General features: G+C 69.9%; 15 protein-coding genes. All 15 read right to left on the bottom strand.

The genetic code is table 11. The features are described 5' to 3' along the window. Positions 1-32: 32 nt before the first annotated feature. The 15 genes from HAV18_RS02380 to HAV18_RS02310 all read right to left on the bottom strand — a co-directional run bounded on the left by HAV18_RS02380 (position 33) and on the right by HAV18_RS02310 (position 15,124). Positions 33-992 carry a YCF48-related protein gene (locus tag HAV18_RS02380; protein WP_166952210.1) on the bottom strand — a complete coding sequence of 320 codons (960 nt, stop codon included), beginning with the start codon at positions 990-992 and terminating at the stop codon, positions 33-35. 149 nt (positions 993-1,141) lie between these two features. Then, positions 1,142-2,347, bottom strand: coding sequence for an acetyl-CoA C-acyltransferase (locus tag HAV18_RS02375; RefSeq protein WP_166952207.1), 1,206 nt, complete (start codon positions 2,345-2,347; stop codon positions 1,142-1,144). 23 nt (positions 2,348-2,370) lie between these two features. Continuing rightward, the gene (locus HAV18_RS02370; protein ID WP_166954095.1) at positions 2,371-2,856 is read right to left on the bottom strand and encodes a MaoC family dehydratase; all 486 of its coding nucleotides are present in this window, start codon (positions 2,854-2,856) and stop codon (positions 2,371-2,373) included. Continuing rightward, positions 2,856-3,656: an SDR family oxidoreductase gene (locus HAV18_RS02365; protein ID WP_089447760.1), complete on the bottom strand. Its 801-nt coding sequence runs from the start codon at positions 3,654-3,656 to the stop codon at positions 2,856-2,858. The genes HAV18_RS02370 and HAV18_RS02365 overlap by 1 nt, the downstream gene beginning before the upstream one ends. Further along, on the bottom strand, positions 3,653-4,855 hold the full coding sequence (locus HAV18_RS02360) for an acyl-CoA dehydrogenase family protein (RefSeq protein WP_166952205.1): 1,203 nt from the start codon (positions 4,853-4,855) through the stop codon (positions 3,653-3,655). Before HAV18_RS02360 ends, HAV18_RS02365 begins: the two co-directional genes overlap by 4 nt. Continuing rightward, entirely contained in the window at positions 4,852-6,219 is a 1,368-nt protein-coding gene (locus tag HAV18_RS02355) for an acyl-CoA dehydrogenase family protein (RefSeq protein WP_166952202.1), read from the bottom strand. Before HAV18_RS02355 ends, HAV18_RS02360 begins: the two co-directional genes overlap by 4 nt. 2 nt (positions 6,220-6,221) lie before the next feature. Further along, positions 6,222-7,100, bottom strand: a complete 879-nt coding sequence (locus HAV18_RS02350; RefSeq protein ID WP_166952199.1) for an SDR family oxidoreductase — start codon at positions 7,098-7,100, stop codon at positions 6,222-6,224. 41 nt (positions 7,101-7,141) lie between these two features. Continuing rightward, a complete protein-coding gene (locus HAV18_RS02345) occupies positions 7,142-8,293 on the bottom strand; it encodes an acetyl-CoA C-acetyltransferase (protein WP_166952196.1) in 1,152 nt (383 codons plus the stop codon). After that, positions 8,293-9,360, bottom strand: coding sequence for an acyl-CoA dehydrogenase family protein (locus HAV18_RS02340; RefSeq protein WP_166952193.1), 1,068 nt, complete (start codon positions 9,358-9,360; stop codon positions 8,293-8,295). Before HAV18_RS02340 ends, HAV18_RS02345 begins: the two co-directional genes overlap by 1 nt. Before the next feature lie 35 nt (positions 9,361-9,395). After that, positions 9,396-10,565, bottom strand: a complete 1,170-nt coding sequence (locus HAV18_RS02335; RefSeq protein ID WP_166952188.1) for an acyl-CoA dehydrogenase family protein — start codon at positions 10,563-10,565, stop codon at positions 9,396-9,398. Next, on the bottom strand, positions 10,562-11,377 hold the full coding sequence (locus HAV18_RS02330) for an enoyl-CoA hydratase family protein (protein WP_166952185.1): 816 nt from the start codon (positions 11,375-11,377) through the stop codon (positions 10,562-10,564). Before HAV18_RS02330 ends, HAV18_RS02335 begins: the two co-directional genes overlap by 4 nt. 19 nt (positions 11,378-11,396) lie before the next feature. Beyond that, the gene (locus tag HAV18_RS02325) at positions 11,397-12,497 is read right to left on the bottom strand and encodes a nitronate monooxygenase family protein (protein WP_166952182.1); all 1,101 of its coding nucleotides are present in this window, start codon (positions 12,495-12,497) and stop codon (positions 11,397-11,399) included. Next, a complete protein-coding gene (locus HAV18_RS02320; RefSeq protein ID WP_166952179.1) occupies positions 12,494-13,414 on the bottom strand; it encodes an enoyl-CoA hydratase in 921 nt (306 codons plus the stop codon). Before HAV18_RS02320 ends, HAV18_RS02325 begins: the two co-directional genes overlap by 4 nt. 8 nt (positions 13,415-13,422) lie before the next feature. Then, positions 13,423-14,220 carry a ketoacid CoA transferase gene (locus HAV18_RS02315; protein ID WP_166952176.1) on the bottom strand — a complete coding sequence of 266 codons (798 nt, stop codon included), beginning with the start codon at positions 14,218-14,220 and terminating at the stop codon, positions 13,423-13,425. A 10-nt stretch (positions 14,221-14,230) separates the two neighbouring features. After that, the gene (locus HAV18_RS02310; protein ID WP_166952173.1) at positions 14,231-15,124 is read right to left on the bottom strand and encodes a CoA transferase subunit A; all 894 of its coding nucleotides are present in this window, start codon (positions 15,122-15,124) and stop codon (positions 14,231-14,233) included. Positions 15,125-15,127: the final 3 nt, after the last annotated feature.

Here is a 15,127-nt window from a genome sequence, read left to right as displayed (position 1 = left end):
CCGGCGGCCGTGAAAGCCGCCGCGGCCGTGCATCAGGACGGCGACGCGGCGAGCGGCGCGACGCCGGCCTCGCCGCCGAGCAGCAGCGCACCGTGGCCCATGTCGAGCACGGCCGCGAGACTCTGCACGCCGCCGAGCTTGCGCACGTCGAAGGTCAGCCCGCCGTCGCGCGACGCGACGATCGCGCCGCCCTGGCCGACCAGCACGAGTTCGCCGTCAGTGAGCTGGGTCGCGCCGAAATACGACACCGGCACGTGGCTGTCGACATGCGTCCAGGTCGCGCCGCGATCGGTGCTGCGCACCACGTTGCCGCGCATCCCGTACGCGACCCAGTCGCCGTTGGCGAGCATCAGCGCGCCGAACAGCGAACCGGCGTACGGCGACGGCAGCTTGTCCCACGTGGCGCCGTTGTCGGTCGAGCGCAGGAGCGTGCCGCTTTCGCCCGCGACCAGCAGGTTGCCGTGACCGTCGCCGACGATCGCGTTCAGGTGACGGTCGCCGGCCGGCGTCTTCACGGTCTGCCAGTTCAGGCCCGCGTCATCCGAGCGCAGCAACTGGCCGAAGCTGCCGGCCGCGAACAGCGGGCCGTCCGCCGTGCCCCATACGGACAGCAGCGGATCGGAATGCTCATGGTCCATGTGCACTTCACGCCAGTGCATGCCGGCGTCGTCGCTGCGGACGATCCGCCCGTCGTGGCCGACCGCGATCCCGAGCGTCGGCGTGATGAAGCGCACCTGCGTGAGCGTCGATGCCTGGTCGGGTGTGACCGTTGTCGGCCGCCAGTGCGCGCCCGCGTCGTCGCTCAGCAGGATCACGCCGCGTTCGCCGACCGCGACGATGCGCGCGCCGGCCCGGGCGAGCCCGTTGATCTGCAGCCGGTCCGCATGGATCGCGGTGACCGGGAACGCCGGCAGCGGGCGCGGCGAAAACGCGAACAGCGCGGCGCCGAGCACGAGCGCCGACATCGCGAGTCCGGGCAAGGTTCGTTTCATGCTTGTCTCCTGTTTCTGCGTTCGATGGCCGTTTGCGCGTGCGCGCCGACAACCGTCGCCTGCAAGTCTCCGGGCCGCCGGTCATGGCCGCGGCCTCGAATGTTCCTGACTGGTTGGCCGCATGTGCGGTGCGGCCTGTCCGCGTACCGCTAAGCGCCGACTTCGAACAGCGCGGCGGCACCCATCCCGCCGCCGATGCACATCGTCACGACCGCGTGCCGCACGCCGCGACGCGCGCCTTCTAGCAGCGCGTGCATCGTCATCCGCGTACCCGACATCCCGAACGGATGGCCGAGCGCGATCGCGCCGCCATCGACGTTCAGCCGCTCGTCGGGAATGCCAAGCATGTCGCGGCAGTACAGCGCCTGGCACGCGAACGCCTCGTTCAGCTCCCACAGCCCGATGTCGCCGACGGTCATGCCGAAGCGCGCCAGCAGCTTCGGAATCGCGAACACCGGGCCGATGCCCATCTCGTCCGGCTCGCAGCCGGCCACCGCGAGGCCGCGGAACACGCCGAGCGGCGTCAGCCCGCGGCGTACCGCCTCGCTGCGCGACATCACGACCACGGCCGCCGCGCCGTCCGACAGCTGCGACGCATTGCCGGCCGTCACGAACTCGCCTTGCTCGACGACCTTGCCGCCGCTCCACGACGGCTTCAGCCCCGCGAGCCGTTCGGCCGTCGTATCGGCGCGCACGCCTTCGTCGCGCGCCGCGTTCACGTCCTCGTGACCGGCCGGGTTGCCTTCCTTGTCGAACAGCGCGCGCCGCACGTCGAGCGGCGCGATTTCCGCATCGAAGCGGCCGGCCGCCTGCGCGTCTGCGGTGCGCTGGTGGCTCTGCAGCGCGAATTCGTCCTGCGCCGCACGCGAGATCCCGTAGCGGCGCGACACGATTTCGGCCGTTTCCATCATCGCCATGTAGGCGGCCGGCTGGTGGTCGAGCACGGCCTGCGAACGCGCGCGATACGCGTTCTTGTGCTTGTTCTGCGTGAGCGAGATCGACTCGACGCCGCCCGCGACGACGATCCGCGCATCGCCCGCGCCGATGCTGCGCGCGGCGCTCGCGATCGACATCAGGCCCGACGAGCACATGCGGTCGATCGCCATGCCGGGCACCGAGGCCGGCAGCCCGGCCGCCGCGGCCGACAGGCGGCCGATGTTGTAGCCCTGCGTGCCCTGCTGCGCGGCGCAGCCGATCAGCACGTCGTCGACGTCGGCCGGCGCGACGCCCGCGCGTTCGAGCGCGGTGCGCACGACGTGGCCGCCCAGCGCAGGTGCCTCGGTGTCGTTGAACATGCCGCGAAACGCCTTGCCGATCGGCGTGCGGGCGACGGAAACGATGACTGCGTCTTCCATGTGCTGCCTCTCTGAATCTCGAACTAAAAGTAGTAGCGGCTTATCGTGTCGGCCACACAGCCGGGCTTGGCCCCGCCGTCGATCTCGACGGTCACGCGTATCCACGCCTGCACGCCGCCTTCGAGCGGCTCGACGCGCAACAGCTCGCCGACGCCGCGCACGCGCGCGCCGACCTTCACCGGCGCGGGGAACCGGATCCTGTCGCAGCCATAGTTGACGCCGAGCCGCGCGCCGTCGATGCGCACGATCTGCGGCAGGAAATGATTGACGAGCGACAGCGTCAGGTAGCCGTGCGCGATGCACGCGCCGAACGGGCCGTCCTTCGCGCGCACCGGGTCGACATGGACCCACTGGTGGTCGCCCGTCGCGTCGGCGAAGCCGTCGATGCGGATCTGGTCGATCGCGAGCCAGGCGCTCCCGCCGAGCGTGTCGCCGACAGCCGCCGCGAGTTCGCCGGGATGCGCGAACACGCGAGGCGCCGCGCGCACGGGGTCGAGGGTCGTGCTCATCATGCGTGCTGGCTGCTGACCGACAGCACTTCGCCCGTCATGTACGACGCGTAATCGCTTGCAAGAAACACCATCACGTTCGCGACCTCCCAGACTTCGGCGGCGCGCCCGAAGGCTTCGCGCGACGCCAGTTGATTCAGCAGGTCGGCCGGAGCCGACTTCTTCAGAAAATCGTGCATCGCGATGCTCGGTGCGACCGCGTTGATGCGCACGCCGTACGGCGACGCCTCGAGCGCCGCGCAGCGCGTGAGCGCCATCACGCCCGCCTTCGCGGCCGCGTAGTGCGCCTGTTCCGCCTGTGCGCGCCAGCCGAGCACCGATGCGTTGTTGACGATCGCGCCGCGGCCTCGGGCCTGCATGTGCGGCAGCATCGCGCGCGTCATCCGGAACGTCCCGGTGAGGCTAATGTCGATCACGCGCGACCATTCGGCATCGTCCATATCGACGATGCGGGTGGATCCGCCGAGCCCCGCGTTGTTGATCAGCACGTCGACGCCGTCGAGCTTGTCCTGGGCTTCGGCGACGAGCGCCTGCACGTCGGCCTCGACCGCGACGTTGCACAGGCGGCCGTAGACCTGTTGCAGCCCCGTTTCGGCGCGCAGCGTCTCGACGGCCTGTTCGAGGCGCTTTTCGTGGATGTCGGAGATGAACAGCGCGCGGCAGCCTTCTTCCGCGCAACGGCGCGCGGCCGCGAAGCCGATGCCGGCGCCGGCGGCGGCCGTGATCAGCACCGATTTGCCGGCGAGCAGCTGGTGGCCCGGCACGTACGCCGGCGCTTTCTGGATCTGGGGTTCGGTCATGCTTTGCCTCGTGGTTCTCTGGGCATGCCGAGCCCGCGCTCGGCCATGATGTTGAGCTGGATTTCGTTGGTGCCGGCGTAGATCGTGTCCGCACGGGAGAACAGGAATACGCGCTGCAGATGGGTGAGCCTTTCGTCGACCGGATCGATCACGTTCGCGCGAGACCCAAGCGCGTCCATCGCGAGCTGACCGAGGTCGCGGTGCCAGTTCGACCAGAAATACTTGTAGATCAGCGCCTCGCGGCGCAGCGGCGCGGTGGCCCCGCCATCGGCGTCGTCCGCGCCGGACAGCATCCGCAGCGCGTTGTAGCGCATCACGCGCAGCCCGGCCCACGCCCGGCCGATCCGCTGGCGCAGCACGGGGTCGCGGTCCGCGCCCGATTCGCGCGCGGCGTCGATCACCCATTCGAGTTCGCGGACGAACTGCATCTGCTGGCCGAGCGTCGACATCCCGCGTTCGAAGCCGAGCAACGTCATCGCGATCCGCCAGCCGTCGCCGGGCGCGCCGACGAGGTCGCGCGCATCGGCACGCGCGCCGTCGAAGAACACTTCGTTGAATTCGGCACCGCCGTTGAGCTGCTTGATCGGCCGGATCTCGATGCCCGGCTGGTCGAGCGGCATCAGCAGGAACGACAGCCCCTTGTTGCCCTTCGATTCGGGATCGGTGCGCGCAAGCACGAAGATCCAGTCGGAATCGTGTGCGAGCGACGTCCAGACCTTCTGGCCGTAGACGCGCCACGTGCCGTCCACGTCCGGTTCGGCACGCGTACGCACGTTGGCCAGGTCGGAACCCGCGCCCGGCTCCGAATAGCCCTGGCACCAGAACTGCGTGCCCGCCAGGATGCCGGGCAGGAAACGCGCGCGCTGGTCGTCGGTGCCGCACGCGACGAGCGTCGGCCCGAGCAGCCCTTCGCCGATGTGGCCCATCCGCCCGGGGCCGCCCGCGCGTGCGTATTCCTCGTGGAAGATCACCTGTTCGGCGACCGAGAAGCCGCGTCCGCCGGCGGCGGTCGGCCAGCCGAGCCCGGTCCAGCCGCCCTGCGCCATTTCCCGTTCCCACGCCTTGCGCAGCTCGGGCCACGCTTCCTCGTCGCCGGGGCCGCCGCGGTATTTCAGGCACGCGAAGTCGCCGCTCAGGTGCGAGCGCACCCAGTCGGCCACTTCGTGCCGCAATTGCTGTTCACGCGTTTCGCTGTTCATTGAAGGGCTCCTGCGCGTGCGGCGGATGGGCGCGCTGCCAGAGAAAGGGGCTGCGTCGCGAGCGCGTCGTCGCGCTGCGATGCGCCGCCGTCGATCGCATGGGACGCGATCCATTCGAGCAGTTGCGGCGTGCTGCCGAACTGCGCACCCGATGCCTGCGCGCGCTTGAAGTAGAGATGCGGGTCGTATTCCCACGTAAAGCCGACGCCGCCGTGCAACTGGATCGCTTCCTGTGCGCAGAACGCATACGCGTCGTTCGCGGCGGCTTTCGCGGCGGCAATGTCGGCACGCAGCGCGGCACCGGGCGTCGCACCGCCCGCTTCCGCATCCCATGCGTGCGCCGCGCCGAGCACGGCCGAGCGCGCGGATTCGATCAGCACCATCATCTGCGCGCAGCGATGCTTGACGGCCTGGAACGACGCGATCGCGCGGCCGAACTGCACGCGCTCGCTCGTGTAGTCGAGCGTCAGGTCGAGACATTGCTGCGCACCGCCGAGCTGTTCGGCGGCCAGCGCGAGCGCGGCGAACCAGGCGGCACGTTCGAGGATCGCCGTGGCGTCGCGGCCCGCGATCAGCGCGTCGCGGCTCACGCGCACGTCGTCGAGCGCAATCCGCGCGAGCGGCCGCGTCGCGTCGAGCGTATCGAGCGGTGTCACCGCCACGCCGGCTGCGCCGGCGGTCATGTCGATCGCGAACAGGCCGACCGACTGCCCTTCGTTCGCGATCCGCGCCGGAACCAGCAGCAGGTCGGCGCGTGCGCCGTCGAGCACTTGTGCTGTGACGCCGGACAACGCGAAGCCGGCCGCGGTTTCTTCCGCGATGAACGGAAGCGCTCGCGCCCCGGCCGGGGCGTCGAACGAGTCGCCGAAAGATGCGCCGAACGCATCGGCGCCCGGCCCGCCATATGGCCGGCCGCCCCGTGTGCCACCCGGCTCGCCGAACGGCCAGTCGAACGGCAGGGCCAGCGTCGCGCTGCACGCGCCTTCGGCGATCTTCGCGAGCCAGCCGGTCGCCGAAGGCGTGTCGCAGCCGGCGAGCGCGGTCGCCGAAGGCGTGTCGCAGCCGGCGAGCGCGGTCGCCGCGAGGCACGCTGTCGAAAAATACGGCACGCACGCGACGCGCCGGCCGAGCTGTTCCATCAACACCGTCTGTTCGACCGCGCCGAGGCCGAGCCCGCCCGCCGCCTCCGGCAGCGCGAGCGCGTTCCAGCCGAGCTCGCCCGCGAGCGTGGCCCACAGCGCATCGTCGCGGCCCGCGGACTGCTCGATCGCGCGGCGCACGTCGGCGGACGCGCTGCGTTCGGCGAGCACATCGGCCGCCGCGTCGCGGATCATCGCCTGTTCGTCGGTGAGCGCCAGATCCATGCTCAGCTCCCGTACACGCGCTGCGCGGGCCGCGCATCGGCGAGCAGCTGCGCGACTGCCGCGCCCACCTCGGCGGTCGCCCAGCGCGCGCCGCGGTCGACGCTCGGGCCCGTGCGCCAGCCTTCCGCGACCGCGATCATCCCGCCCGCGACCTCGAACACCTGGCCCGTCACGTCAACCGACAACGTGCTGCCGAGCCACACGACGAGCGGCGCGACGTTGGCCGGATCGAAATAATCGAAGCCGCCGTCTTCGGGCTTCTTCATCATGTCGGCGAACACGCCTTCGGTCATCGACGTGCGCGCGGCCGGCGCGAGCGCGTTCACGCGCACGCCGTAGCGCTGCAGCTCGGCCGCCTGCATCAGCGTGAGCGCGGCGATGCCCGCTTTCGCAGCGCCGTAGTTCGACTGGCCGATCGAGCCTTGGAGCCCGGCGCCGGAACTCGTATTGACGATTCGCGCATCGACCGCGTGGCCCGCTTTCGCCGCATCGCGCCATACGCGCGCCAGCACGCTCGACAGGCAGAAGTGGCCGCGCAGGTGCACGCGCATCACGTCGTCCCAGTCCTGCTCGGTCATGCTCGTGAACATCTTGTCGCGGCAGATGCCCGCGTTGTTGACAAGCACGTGCACGTCGCCGAACGCTTCGCGTGCCGCGTCGACGATCCGCTGCGCGGTGTCGGTCTGCGTGATGTCGTCGGAATTCGCGAGCGCGCGGCCGCCGCGCCGTGCGATCTCGTCGACGACTGTCTGCGCCGCGTCGTGCCGGATGTCGTTGACGACGACCGCCGCGCCCTCGGCCGCGAACGCGAGTGCGTATTCGCGCCCGAGCCCGCCGCCCGCGCCGGTGATGATGACGTTGCGTCCGTTACAGATTCCCATGCTGGTGCCTCTTGGATCGTGAGTTCGTGAAAGTGACGCGCTCACAGGCGCTCGATGATCGTGACGTTCGCGAGGCCACCGCCTTCGCACATCGTCTGCAATCCGTAACGACCGCCCGTGCGCTCCAGCTCGTGCAACAGCGTCGTCATCAGCCGCGCACCGGTCGCGCCGAGCGGATGGCCGAGCGCGATGCCGCCGCCGTTCGGGTTGGTCTTTTCGTGCGGAAACCGCGTGTCCGCCAGCCACGCCTGGGCGACCGACGCGAACGCTTCGTTCATCTCGACGACGTCGATCTGCGACCAGTCGAGCCCGCTCTTCTTCAACGCGGCCTTGGTCGCCGGGATCGGCGCGGTCAGCATCCACAGCGGATCGTCGCCGAGCACGCTCAGGTGGTGAATGCGCGCCCGCGGCGTGAGGCCGTAGCGCTTCAGCGCGTCCTCGGACACGATCAGCAATGCGGCAGCCGCGTCGCAGGTCTGGCTCGCGACGGCGGCCGTCAGCGAGCCGCCCGGCGTAAGCGGCTCGAGCGTCGCCATCTTTTCCAACGACGTGTCGGGGCGCGGCGTCTCGTCGTGCATCACGCCCTCGAACGGCACGATTTCCCGCTTGAAATGGCCGGCCTCGATCGCCGCGACCGCACGGCGGTGGCTTTCGAGCGCATAGCGCTCCATCGCATCGCGCGACAGGTTCCAGTGATCGGCGATCCGCTGCGCGGCGACGAACTGCGACACCGGCGCATCGCCGAAGCGCGCGCGCCAGCCGGTGCTGCCCGAGAACGGATCAGTGAAGCCGAGCGGCGCCGCGCACGTCATCGCGGACGAAATCGGGATCTGCGTCATCGTTTGCACGCCGCCGGCGACCACCACGTCCTGCACGCCGCTCATCACGGCCTGCGCCGCGAAGTGCACGGCCTGCTGCGACGACCCGCACTGGCGGTCGACCGTCACGCCCGGCACCTGCAGCGGCAACCCGGCCGCGAGCCAGCAGGTGCGTGCGATGTTGCCCGCGAGCGGGCCGATCGTGTCAACGCAGCCGAACACCACGTCGTCGTAGTCGTCCGCCGGAATCGCATTGCGTTCGACGAGCGTCTTCAGCACGAAGCCGCCGAGGTCCGCCGCATGCACGTGCGCGAGCCCGCCCTTGCGGCGGCCGGTCGGCGTGCGCAGCGCGTCAACGATATAGGCTTGTTTCATCAGTTCGTTTCCTCGAGGTCGAAGGTCTGCGCGGGGCCGATCGGCAACGCGTCGCCGAGGATCGCGTCTGCCACGCGGGCCTTGTGGAACGCGCTGTCGCCCCAGCTGCCGGAAAGCGCCCAGATGCGCTTCATGAAGATCTGCAGGTCGAGCTCCCACGTGTAGCCGATCGCGCCGTGCACCTGCATCGAGTGGCGCGCGGCGAGCTGCGCGGCCGACGTCGCCGCGAGCTTCGCGTGCGATACGAACACTGCACGCTGCGGGTGATCGTCGGCGATCGCCTGCGCGGCGCGCGCGACCACCGGCCGCGCGAACTCGTAGCGGATCGCGACATCGGCAAGCAGGTGCTTGAGCGCCTGGTACGAACCGATCGCCTTGCCGAACTGCTTGCGCTGCGCGCTGTAGTCGATCGCGACGTCGAGCACGCGCTGCGTCAGGCCGAGCAGCTGTGCGGCGACCGCGAACGCGCCGTGGTCGAGCGCACGGTTCAGCAGCGGCGCGGCTTCGTCGGCGCTCGCGATGCGCGTGGCCGCCGATGGCTCCCAGTCGAGCGTGAACAGCCGCCGCGACGGGTCGACGCTGTCGACCGCGCGCCACGCACACCGCGCGGGATCGACGCGATGCAGCTCGCCGCGGTGCTCGCACAGGAGCGCTTGCGCAACGTGTACGTCGGCCGCATACGGGTTCACCGGATGCACGAGCGCGACGCGCGCGCGCCCTTCGGCGATGTCGCGCAGCAGCGCGTCGCGCCAGTCGCTCGCCGGCAGCCGCGCGAGCACGCCGGCCGACACGAGCGCCGTGTCGAGCAGCGGTTCGGGGCTGCCGAAGTAACCGTAGGTCTGTGCGAGCAGCGCCCATTCCGCTTCGCTCAGGCCGAGGCCGCCGTGCGCCTCGGGCACCGACACGGCGGTCAGCCCCTGCGACGCGAACAGCGCCCACAGGTCATCCGAGCGCCCGGTCGGCGTCGCCCAGAGCTCGCGGATCAGCTCGGGCGTCATCTCGGTCATCAGCAGGCGCTTCACGCTGTCCGCGAGCGCTTCCTGGTCTTCATCGAATACGAAATCCATACGATGTCCGTTCAGTGAGGGGGGCGCCGGCGCCGTTACGCGCGCGGCATGCCGAGCATCCGTTCGGCGACGATGTTGCGCTGGATCTCGTTGGTGCCCGCGTAGATCGTGCCGGCCTGTGCGAACAGGAAGCCGTCGAGCCAGTGGCCGAGCGTCGCGTGTTGCGCGGGCGTCTGCGGGACGACTTCGCCGTGCGCACCGAGGATGTCGAGCGCGGTCTGGTGCATGCGCAGGTCGAGTTCCGACCAGAACACCTTGTTGGTGCTCGACTCCGCGCCGATATGGCCGCCCTTCAGCAGCCGGCTCGCGGTCGCGTAGGTCGACAGCGCGTACGCCTGCGCATCCATCCATGCCTGCACCACGCGCTCGCGCAGCGTCGGGTCGCGGTCGGCGCTGTCGCGGTGTGCGAGATACAGGTCGCGCAGCGCCTGCGCGGTGCGCTGGAAGCGCGCGGGCGAACGCAGCATCAGCCCGCGCTCGAAACCGGCCGTCGCCATCGCGACCTGCCAGCCGGCGCCCTCGGCCGCGAGCCGGTTCTCGACCGGCACGCGCACGTCGTCGAAGAAGATTTCCGCGAAGCCGGTCTGCCCGTTCAGTTGGCGGATCGGCCGCACCGTGATGCCCGGCGCGGACAGCGGCACCATCAGGAACGTCAGCCCGTGGTGGCGCGACGATTCGGGATCGCTGCGGAACAGGCCGAACAGCCAGTCGGCCCACACCGCGCGCGTCGACCAGATCTTCTGGCCGTTCAGCACGTATTCGTCGCCGATGCGGGCGGCCGTCGTGCGGATCGCGGCCATGTCGGAACCTGCGTTCGGCTCCGACCAGCCCTGCGCCCACACGTGCTCGCCGGCCGCCATCGCGGGCAGGAAACGCGCCTTCTGCTCCGCGGTGCCGAAATCCATCAGCGTCGGGCCGAGCAGGAAGATGCCGTTCTGGTTCACGCGCATCGGCGCGTCGGCGCGCCAGTACTCTTCCTCGAAGATCAGCCACTCGATCAGGTCGCAGCCGCGCCCGCCCAGTTCGCGCGGCCACGTGACCATGCTCCAGCGGCCCGAGTGCAGCGTGCGCTCCCATTCGCGATGCGCGGCGAAGCCTTCCTCGGTGTCGAAGCTCGGCAGCCGCTCGCGCGGCACGTGCGCGGCGAGCCATGCGCGGATCTCCGCGCGAAACGCCTGTTGCTGCGGCGTATAGGTCAGGTTCATGCGCGTGCCTCCTCGGCGGGTGCCTGCGCATCGAAACGCGCGTCGCGCTTCTCGACGAACGCGGCACGGGCTTCCGACGAGTCGTTCGTCATGTACGCCTGCAGCGTGAAACCCTGCTCCCAGCGGTACTTGTCCTCGAGATCGCCGTCCTCGACGCCGTTCAGCGCCTCCTTCGCGAGCCGCACCATCGCCGGGCTCTTCTCCGCGATCTTGCGGGCGATCGCGAGCGCCGCGTCGCGCAGCGTGTCGCGCGTCACGACCTGCTCGACCGCGCCGAGCCGGTACGCTTCCGCCGCATCGATCATCTCGCCAGTGAAGTACATCGCGCGCACCTTCTGCACGCCGAACAGACGCTGCAGATGCGCACCGCCGCCCATCGCGCCGCGGTCGATCTCGGGCACGCCGAAGCGTGCGCAGTCGGCCGCGACGACGATGTCCGCCGCACCGCAGATGCCGATCCCGCCGCCGAGCACGAAGCCGTGCACAGCCGCGATCACCGGCTTCGGGTTGCGGTGCACCGCGCGAAACGTCTCGTAGTTGCCCGCATTGACCGACACGATCCGCTCCGGATGCGCGGCCAGTTCCTTGATGTCGACGCCCGCGCAGAAGCCTCGGCCTTCGCCGCGCACGACGATCACGCGCACGTCGTCGTCCTTGCCGAGCGCGTCGAGCGCGCGCGAGAGCGCGTGCCAGCCCTGCGCGTCGAGCGCGTTCACGGGCGGATGGGCGATCACCAGTTCGGCGATGCCGTCTGCGCGATCGATCCGGAACGGCATCGCGCCGGCCGGTTGATTGGATGCTGTCATCTCCATTGCCTCCCTGTGATGTTGTTCATGCGGCCTGCGCCGCTGCCGCGCCGCGCAACGCGGCCAGTGCGTCGAGCCGCTCGCAGGCTTCCGCGACGATCCGTGCGATCAGCGCGTCGCACGGTTCGATCGCGCCGATCATCGCCGCCGCCTGGCCGCTCGGCAGCACGCCTTCATCCGGGCGGCCCTCGACGATCGCGCGCTGGATCAGGAACGGCGCGTTCGCGGCCATCAGCGTCTGGCTCGCGGTGTAGTCGTGCGAGCGCAGCGCCTTGATCGCGAGGCCGAGCATGTCGGTCGTGCTCAGGCCGTTCTGGCGGCGCCACGCTTCGGCCGTTTTCAGCGCGAACCACGTGCGGCGCAGCGGGCCGAAGCGTTCGAGCTTCAGCAGATACGGGTTGTCGATCATCCGTTGCGGTAGCCCGTCGAGTGCGTCCGATACGCGGATGCGTGCCGGGTCGCCGACCGCGACGTAACGGTCGAGCGTCTCGCGCGGCACCGGCGATTCGGCGCTCATCAGGAAGCGCGTGCCCATCGCGATACCGGCCGCACCGTAGGCCAGCGCGGCAGCCAGCCCGCGCCCGTCGAAGAACCCGCCGGCCGCGACCACCGGCACGCGCACCGCGTCGAGCACCTTCGGCAGCAGCAGCGTGGTCGGCACCGAGCCCGTGTGGCCGCCGCCTTCCGCGCCCTGCACCGTCACGATGTCCGCGCCGAGTTCGACCGCCTTCGCCGCATGCTTCGGCGCGCCGACCGTCGGCATGCAGACGATGCCGGCGTCCTTGAAACGGCGGATCGTCTTCGCATCGGGCCCACGGCCGTAGCTCACTGCGCGCACCTTGTGCTTGATCGCCAGCTCGACGACCTGCTGCGCGTTCTTCTGGAACATGTGGAAGTTGATGCCGAACGGCTTGTCGGTCAGCGACTTCACCTTCAGGATCTCGGCCTCGACCTCCTCCGGCTCGAGCGTCGCGCCGGCCAGGAAGCCGAAACCGCCTGCGTTCGCGGTCGCCGCGACGAGCCGCGCGTCGGCCACCCAGCCCATCGCGGTCTGCACGATCGGATAGCGGCAACCGAGCAGGTCGCACAGCGGCGTATGCAGCGGGCTTTGCAGCGTCGTGGTCATGCGGCGGCTCCGTTGACGGCGACCGGTGCTTGCGCGTCGCTACGATCCGCGCCGTTCGGCTGGCGTTGCGAGCTGGCCATGCTGCGCGCGTCGTAGCCGCCGAGACGATCGCCGCTCACAAGCTCGTTGTGCGCATGCGCGAAGTGATGCCATGCGAACGCCGCATCCATCGCCGCCCGCTTGCCCTGCAGTTCCTCGACGTGGTTCAGCGCCTGCTTGGTCAGCGTGAGCCCGAGGCGCGGCATCGTCGCGATCTTCGCGGCGATCGCGTAGGTCGCGTCGTGCAGCCGTTCGCGCGGCACCACGCGGTTGACCATTCCCATCTGGTACGCGCGTTCGGCCGGCATCCGTTCGCCGAGGAACAGGAATTCCTTCGCGATGCGCGGATTCAGCTCGTACGCATGCGCGAAATACTCGACGCCCGGAATCCCCATCCGCACGACCGGATCGGCGAAGAACGCATCCTCGGACGCGACGATCAGGTCGCACACCCACGCGAGCATCAGCCCGCCGGCGACGCATGCGCCCTGCACCATCGCGATCGTCGGCTTCGGCAGGTCGCGCCAGCGCCGGCACATCCCGAGGTACACCTCCTGCTCGCGTGCATACAGGAATTCGCCGCCTTCCTTGTCGACGTGGTCGTACCACAGCGACGCACGCTCGAACGACTCGTGGATGTCGCGGCCCGGCGTGCCGATATCGTGGCCCGCCGAGAAATGCTTGCCGGCGCCCGCGAGCACGATCGCCTTCACCGCGTCGTCGTGCGCCGCGCGCCGGAACGCCGCGTCGAGCGCATACGTCATCTTCGAGTTCTGCGCGTTGTGATACTCGGGGCGGTTCATCGTGATCGTCGCGATGCCGCCGTCGACCGCGTAATCGACGACACCGTCGCCGAAGGTCATCTGGGTCGCTTCCATGTCGCCCCTCATCCCCGGCGCGGCGCCGGATTGTTGCGCACGATCGTCGCGCGCAGGTTGTGCGGATCGAGCGCGCGCACGATGCGCAGGTCTTCCGCGTTCGGCGCTTCGGTCGTGCCGAGTTCCGGATGTGGAATCAGCGGAAAGCCCGTCGCGTCCTGCACCTCGTCGAAGCTCACGCCCGGGTGCAGCGAACGCACGCGGATCGCATGGTCCGGCCCGCCGAAATCCATCACGCACAGGTCGGTGACAATGCTGCGCAGGTCGACGAAGGTCTTCATCCCGGGCAGCCGGCGCGCCGGGTTGTAGCCGACCGTGCACACCATGTCGACTTCGCCATCGACGAACGTGCGCTTGCCGTGGCCGCTGACGAAGAACGAGTTCGCGTGGTTCGTCGTGTTGCCGGGGAAGCCGCGCGCACCGAGCAGCTGGGTTTTCGGGCGGGCGTAGTCGTCGCCGAGCCACGAGATGTTGGCCTGGCCGAAACGGTCGATCTGCGTCGGCATCACGAGCGCGTGGCGGCGGCCGTGCCACAGACAGTCGAACACGCGTTCGTAGGTCATCCAGCCGCTCGCCTTCACGCGATAGCCGTCGGGGCGCGGGCCGAGCGGCACCGGCTCCTCGACGAGATACGCTTCGCCGTCGGTCAGCATCAGCCCGTTGTTGTACGCGAGCCGCGCGAGGCCGGCCGCGAGCCGCGGGCCCGTGCCGATGCCGGTCGCCAGCACTTCGCCGTCGTCGCGCCAGAGTCGCGCGGACGCGACGATCATCAGTTCCGCGAGGGAATGGTCGAGAGATTCGCTCACAGGCGCTCCTTTACAGAATCGGCAACGGCAGCGTCGTCACATGCGACAGGCCGCCGACGCCTTCGAGGTACTGGCGTTCGTCCTGGCCGACCACGTCGCGCAGGTACGCCGTCGTTTTCGCGTCGTCTTCCGCGCTCGCGCAGTACGCGCGCAGGTGCGGCAGGTCCCAGCCGTAGGCCGGCCCGCACGACGTCGGGTGCGCGCCGCCCGGCGCGTGCACGACGCCCGTGACGAGCGAGCGCTCGAACGGATTGCGTTTCGCGGCGTCGAGGTCTTCCGTCGCGATCGATGCGTCGACTGTCTCCGCCGACACGTAGCAGCGCTGCGCGGCACGTGCCATCCATGCATCGAAGAACGGATCGGGGCCGTCGATGCGCGTGTTGCCCATCCGGTCGGCCGCATTCACGTGCAGCAGCGCGACGTCGAGTTCGATCGCCGGCATCGCAAGCAGCGTTTCGCCGTCGTCGTACGGCGATTGCACCGTGCGCAGCGCCGGTGCGTGGTCGAGCAGCGCGGTGCCGAGCCCGGCGCGCGTCGGCAGGAACGGCAGCCGGGCGGCGGCCGCGCGCAGGCCGAGCTGCAGCATCCCTTCGTCGAGTTCGAGCACGTCGATGCGGCCCTGTTCACGCGCACGACGGAATTGCGGCTCGAGCGGAATCACGTCGAGCGACACGAAGCCGAACACCACCTTGCGTACCTTGCCGGCCGCGCACAGCAGGCCGACATCGGCGCCGCCGTAGGCGACGATCGTCAGGTCCTTCAGGTTCGAGCGCGCGATCTCGCGCACCAGCGCCATCGGCTTGCGCCGCGGCCCCCATCCGCCGATGCCGATCGTCATGCCGTCGGCGAGTTGCGCGACCACGTCGCGCGCGGACATCGTCTTGTCGAGAGGTTTCATCGTCATCGT

The sequence above is a fragment of the Burkholderia sp. D-99 genome (assembly GCF_011605345.1).
Lineage (GTDB): Bacteria > Pseudomonadota > Gammaproteobacteria > Burkholderiales > Burkholderiaceae > Burkholderia.
Note: the sequence above shows the minus strand (reverse complement) of the source record. Positions and strands in the feature narration are given on the sequence as shown.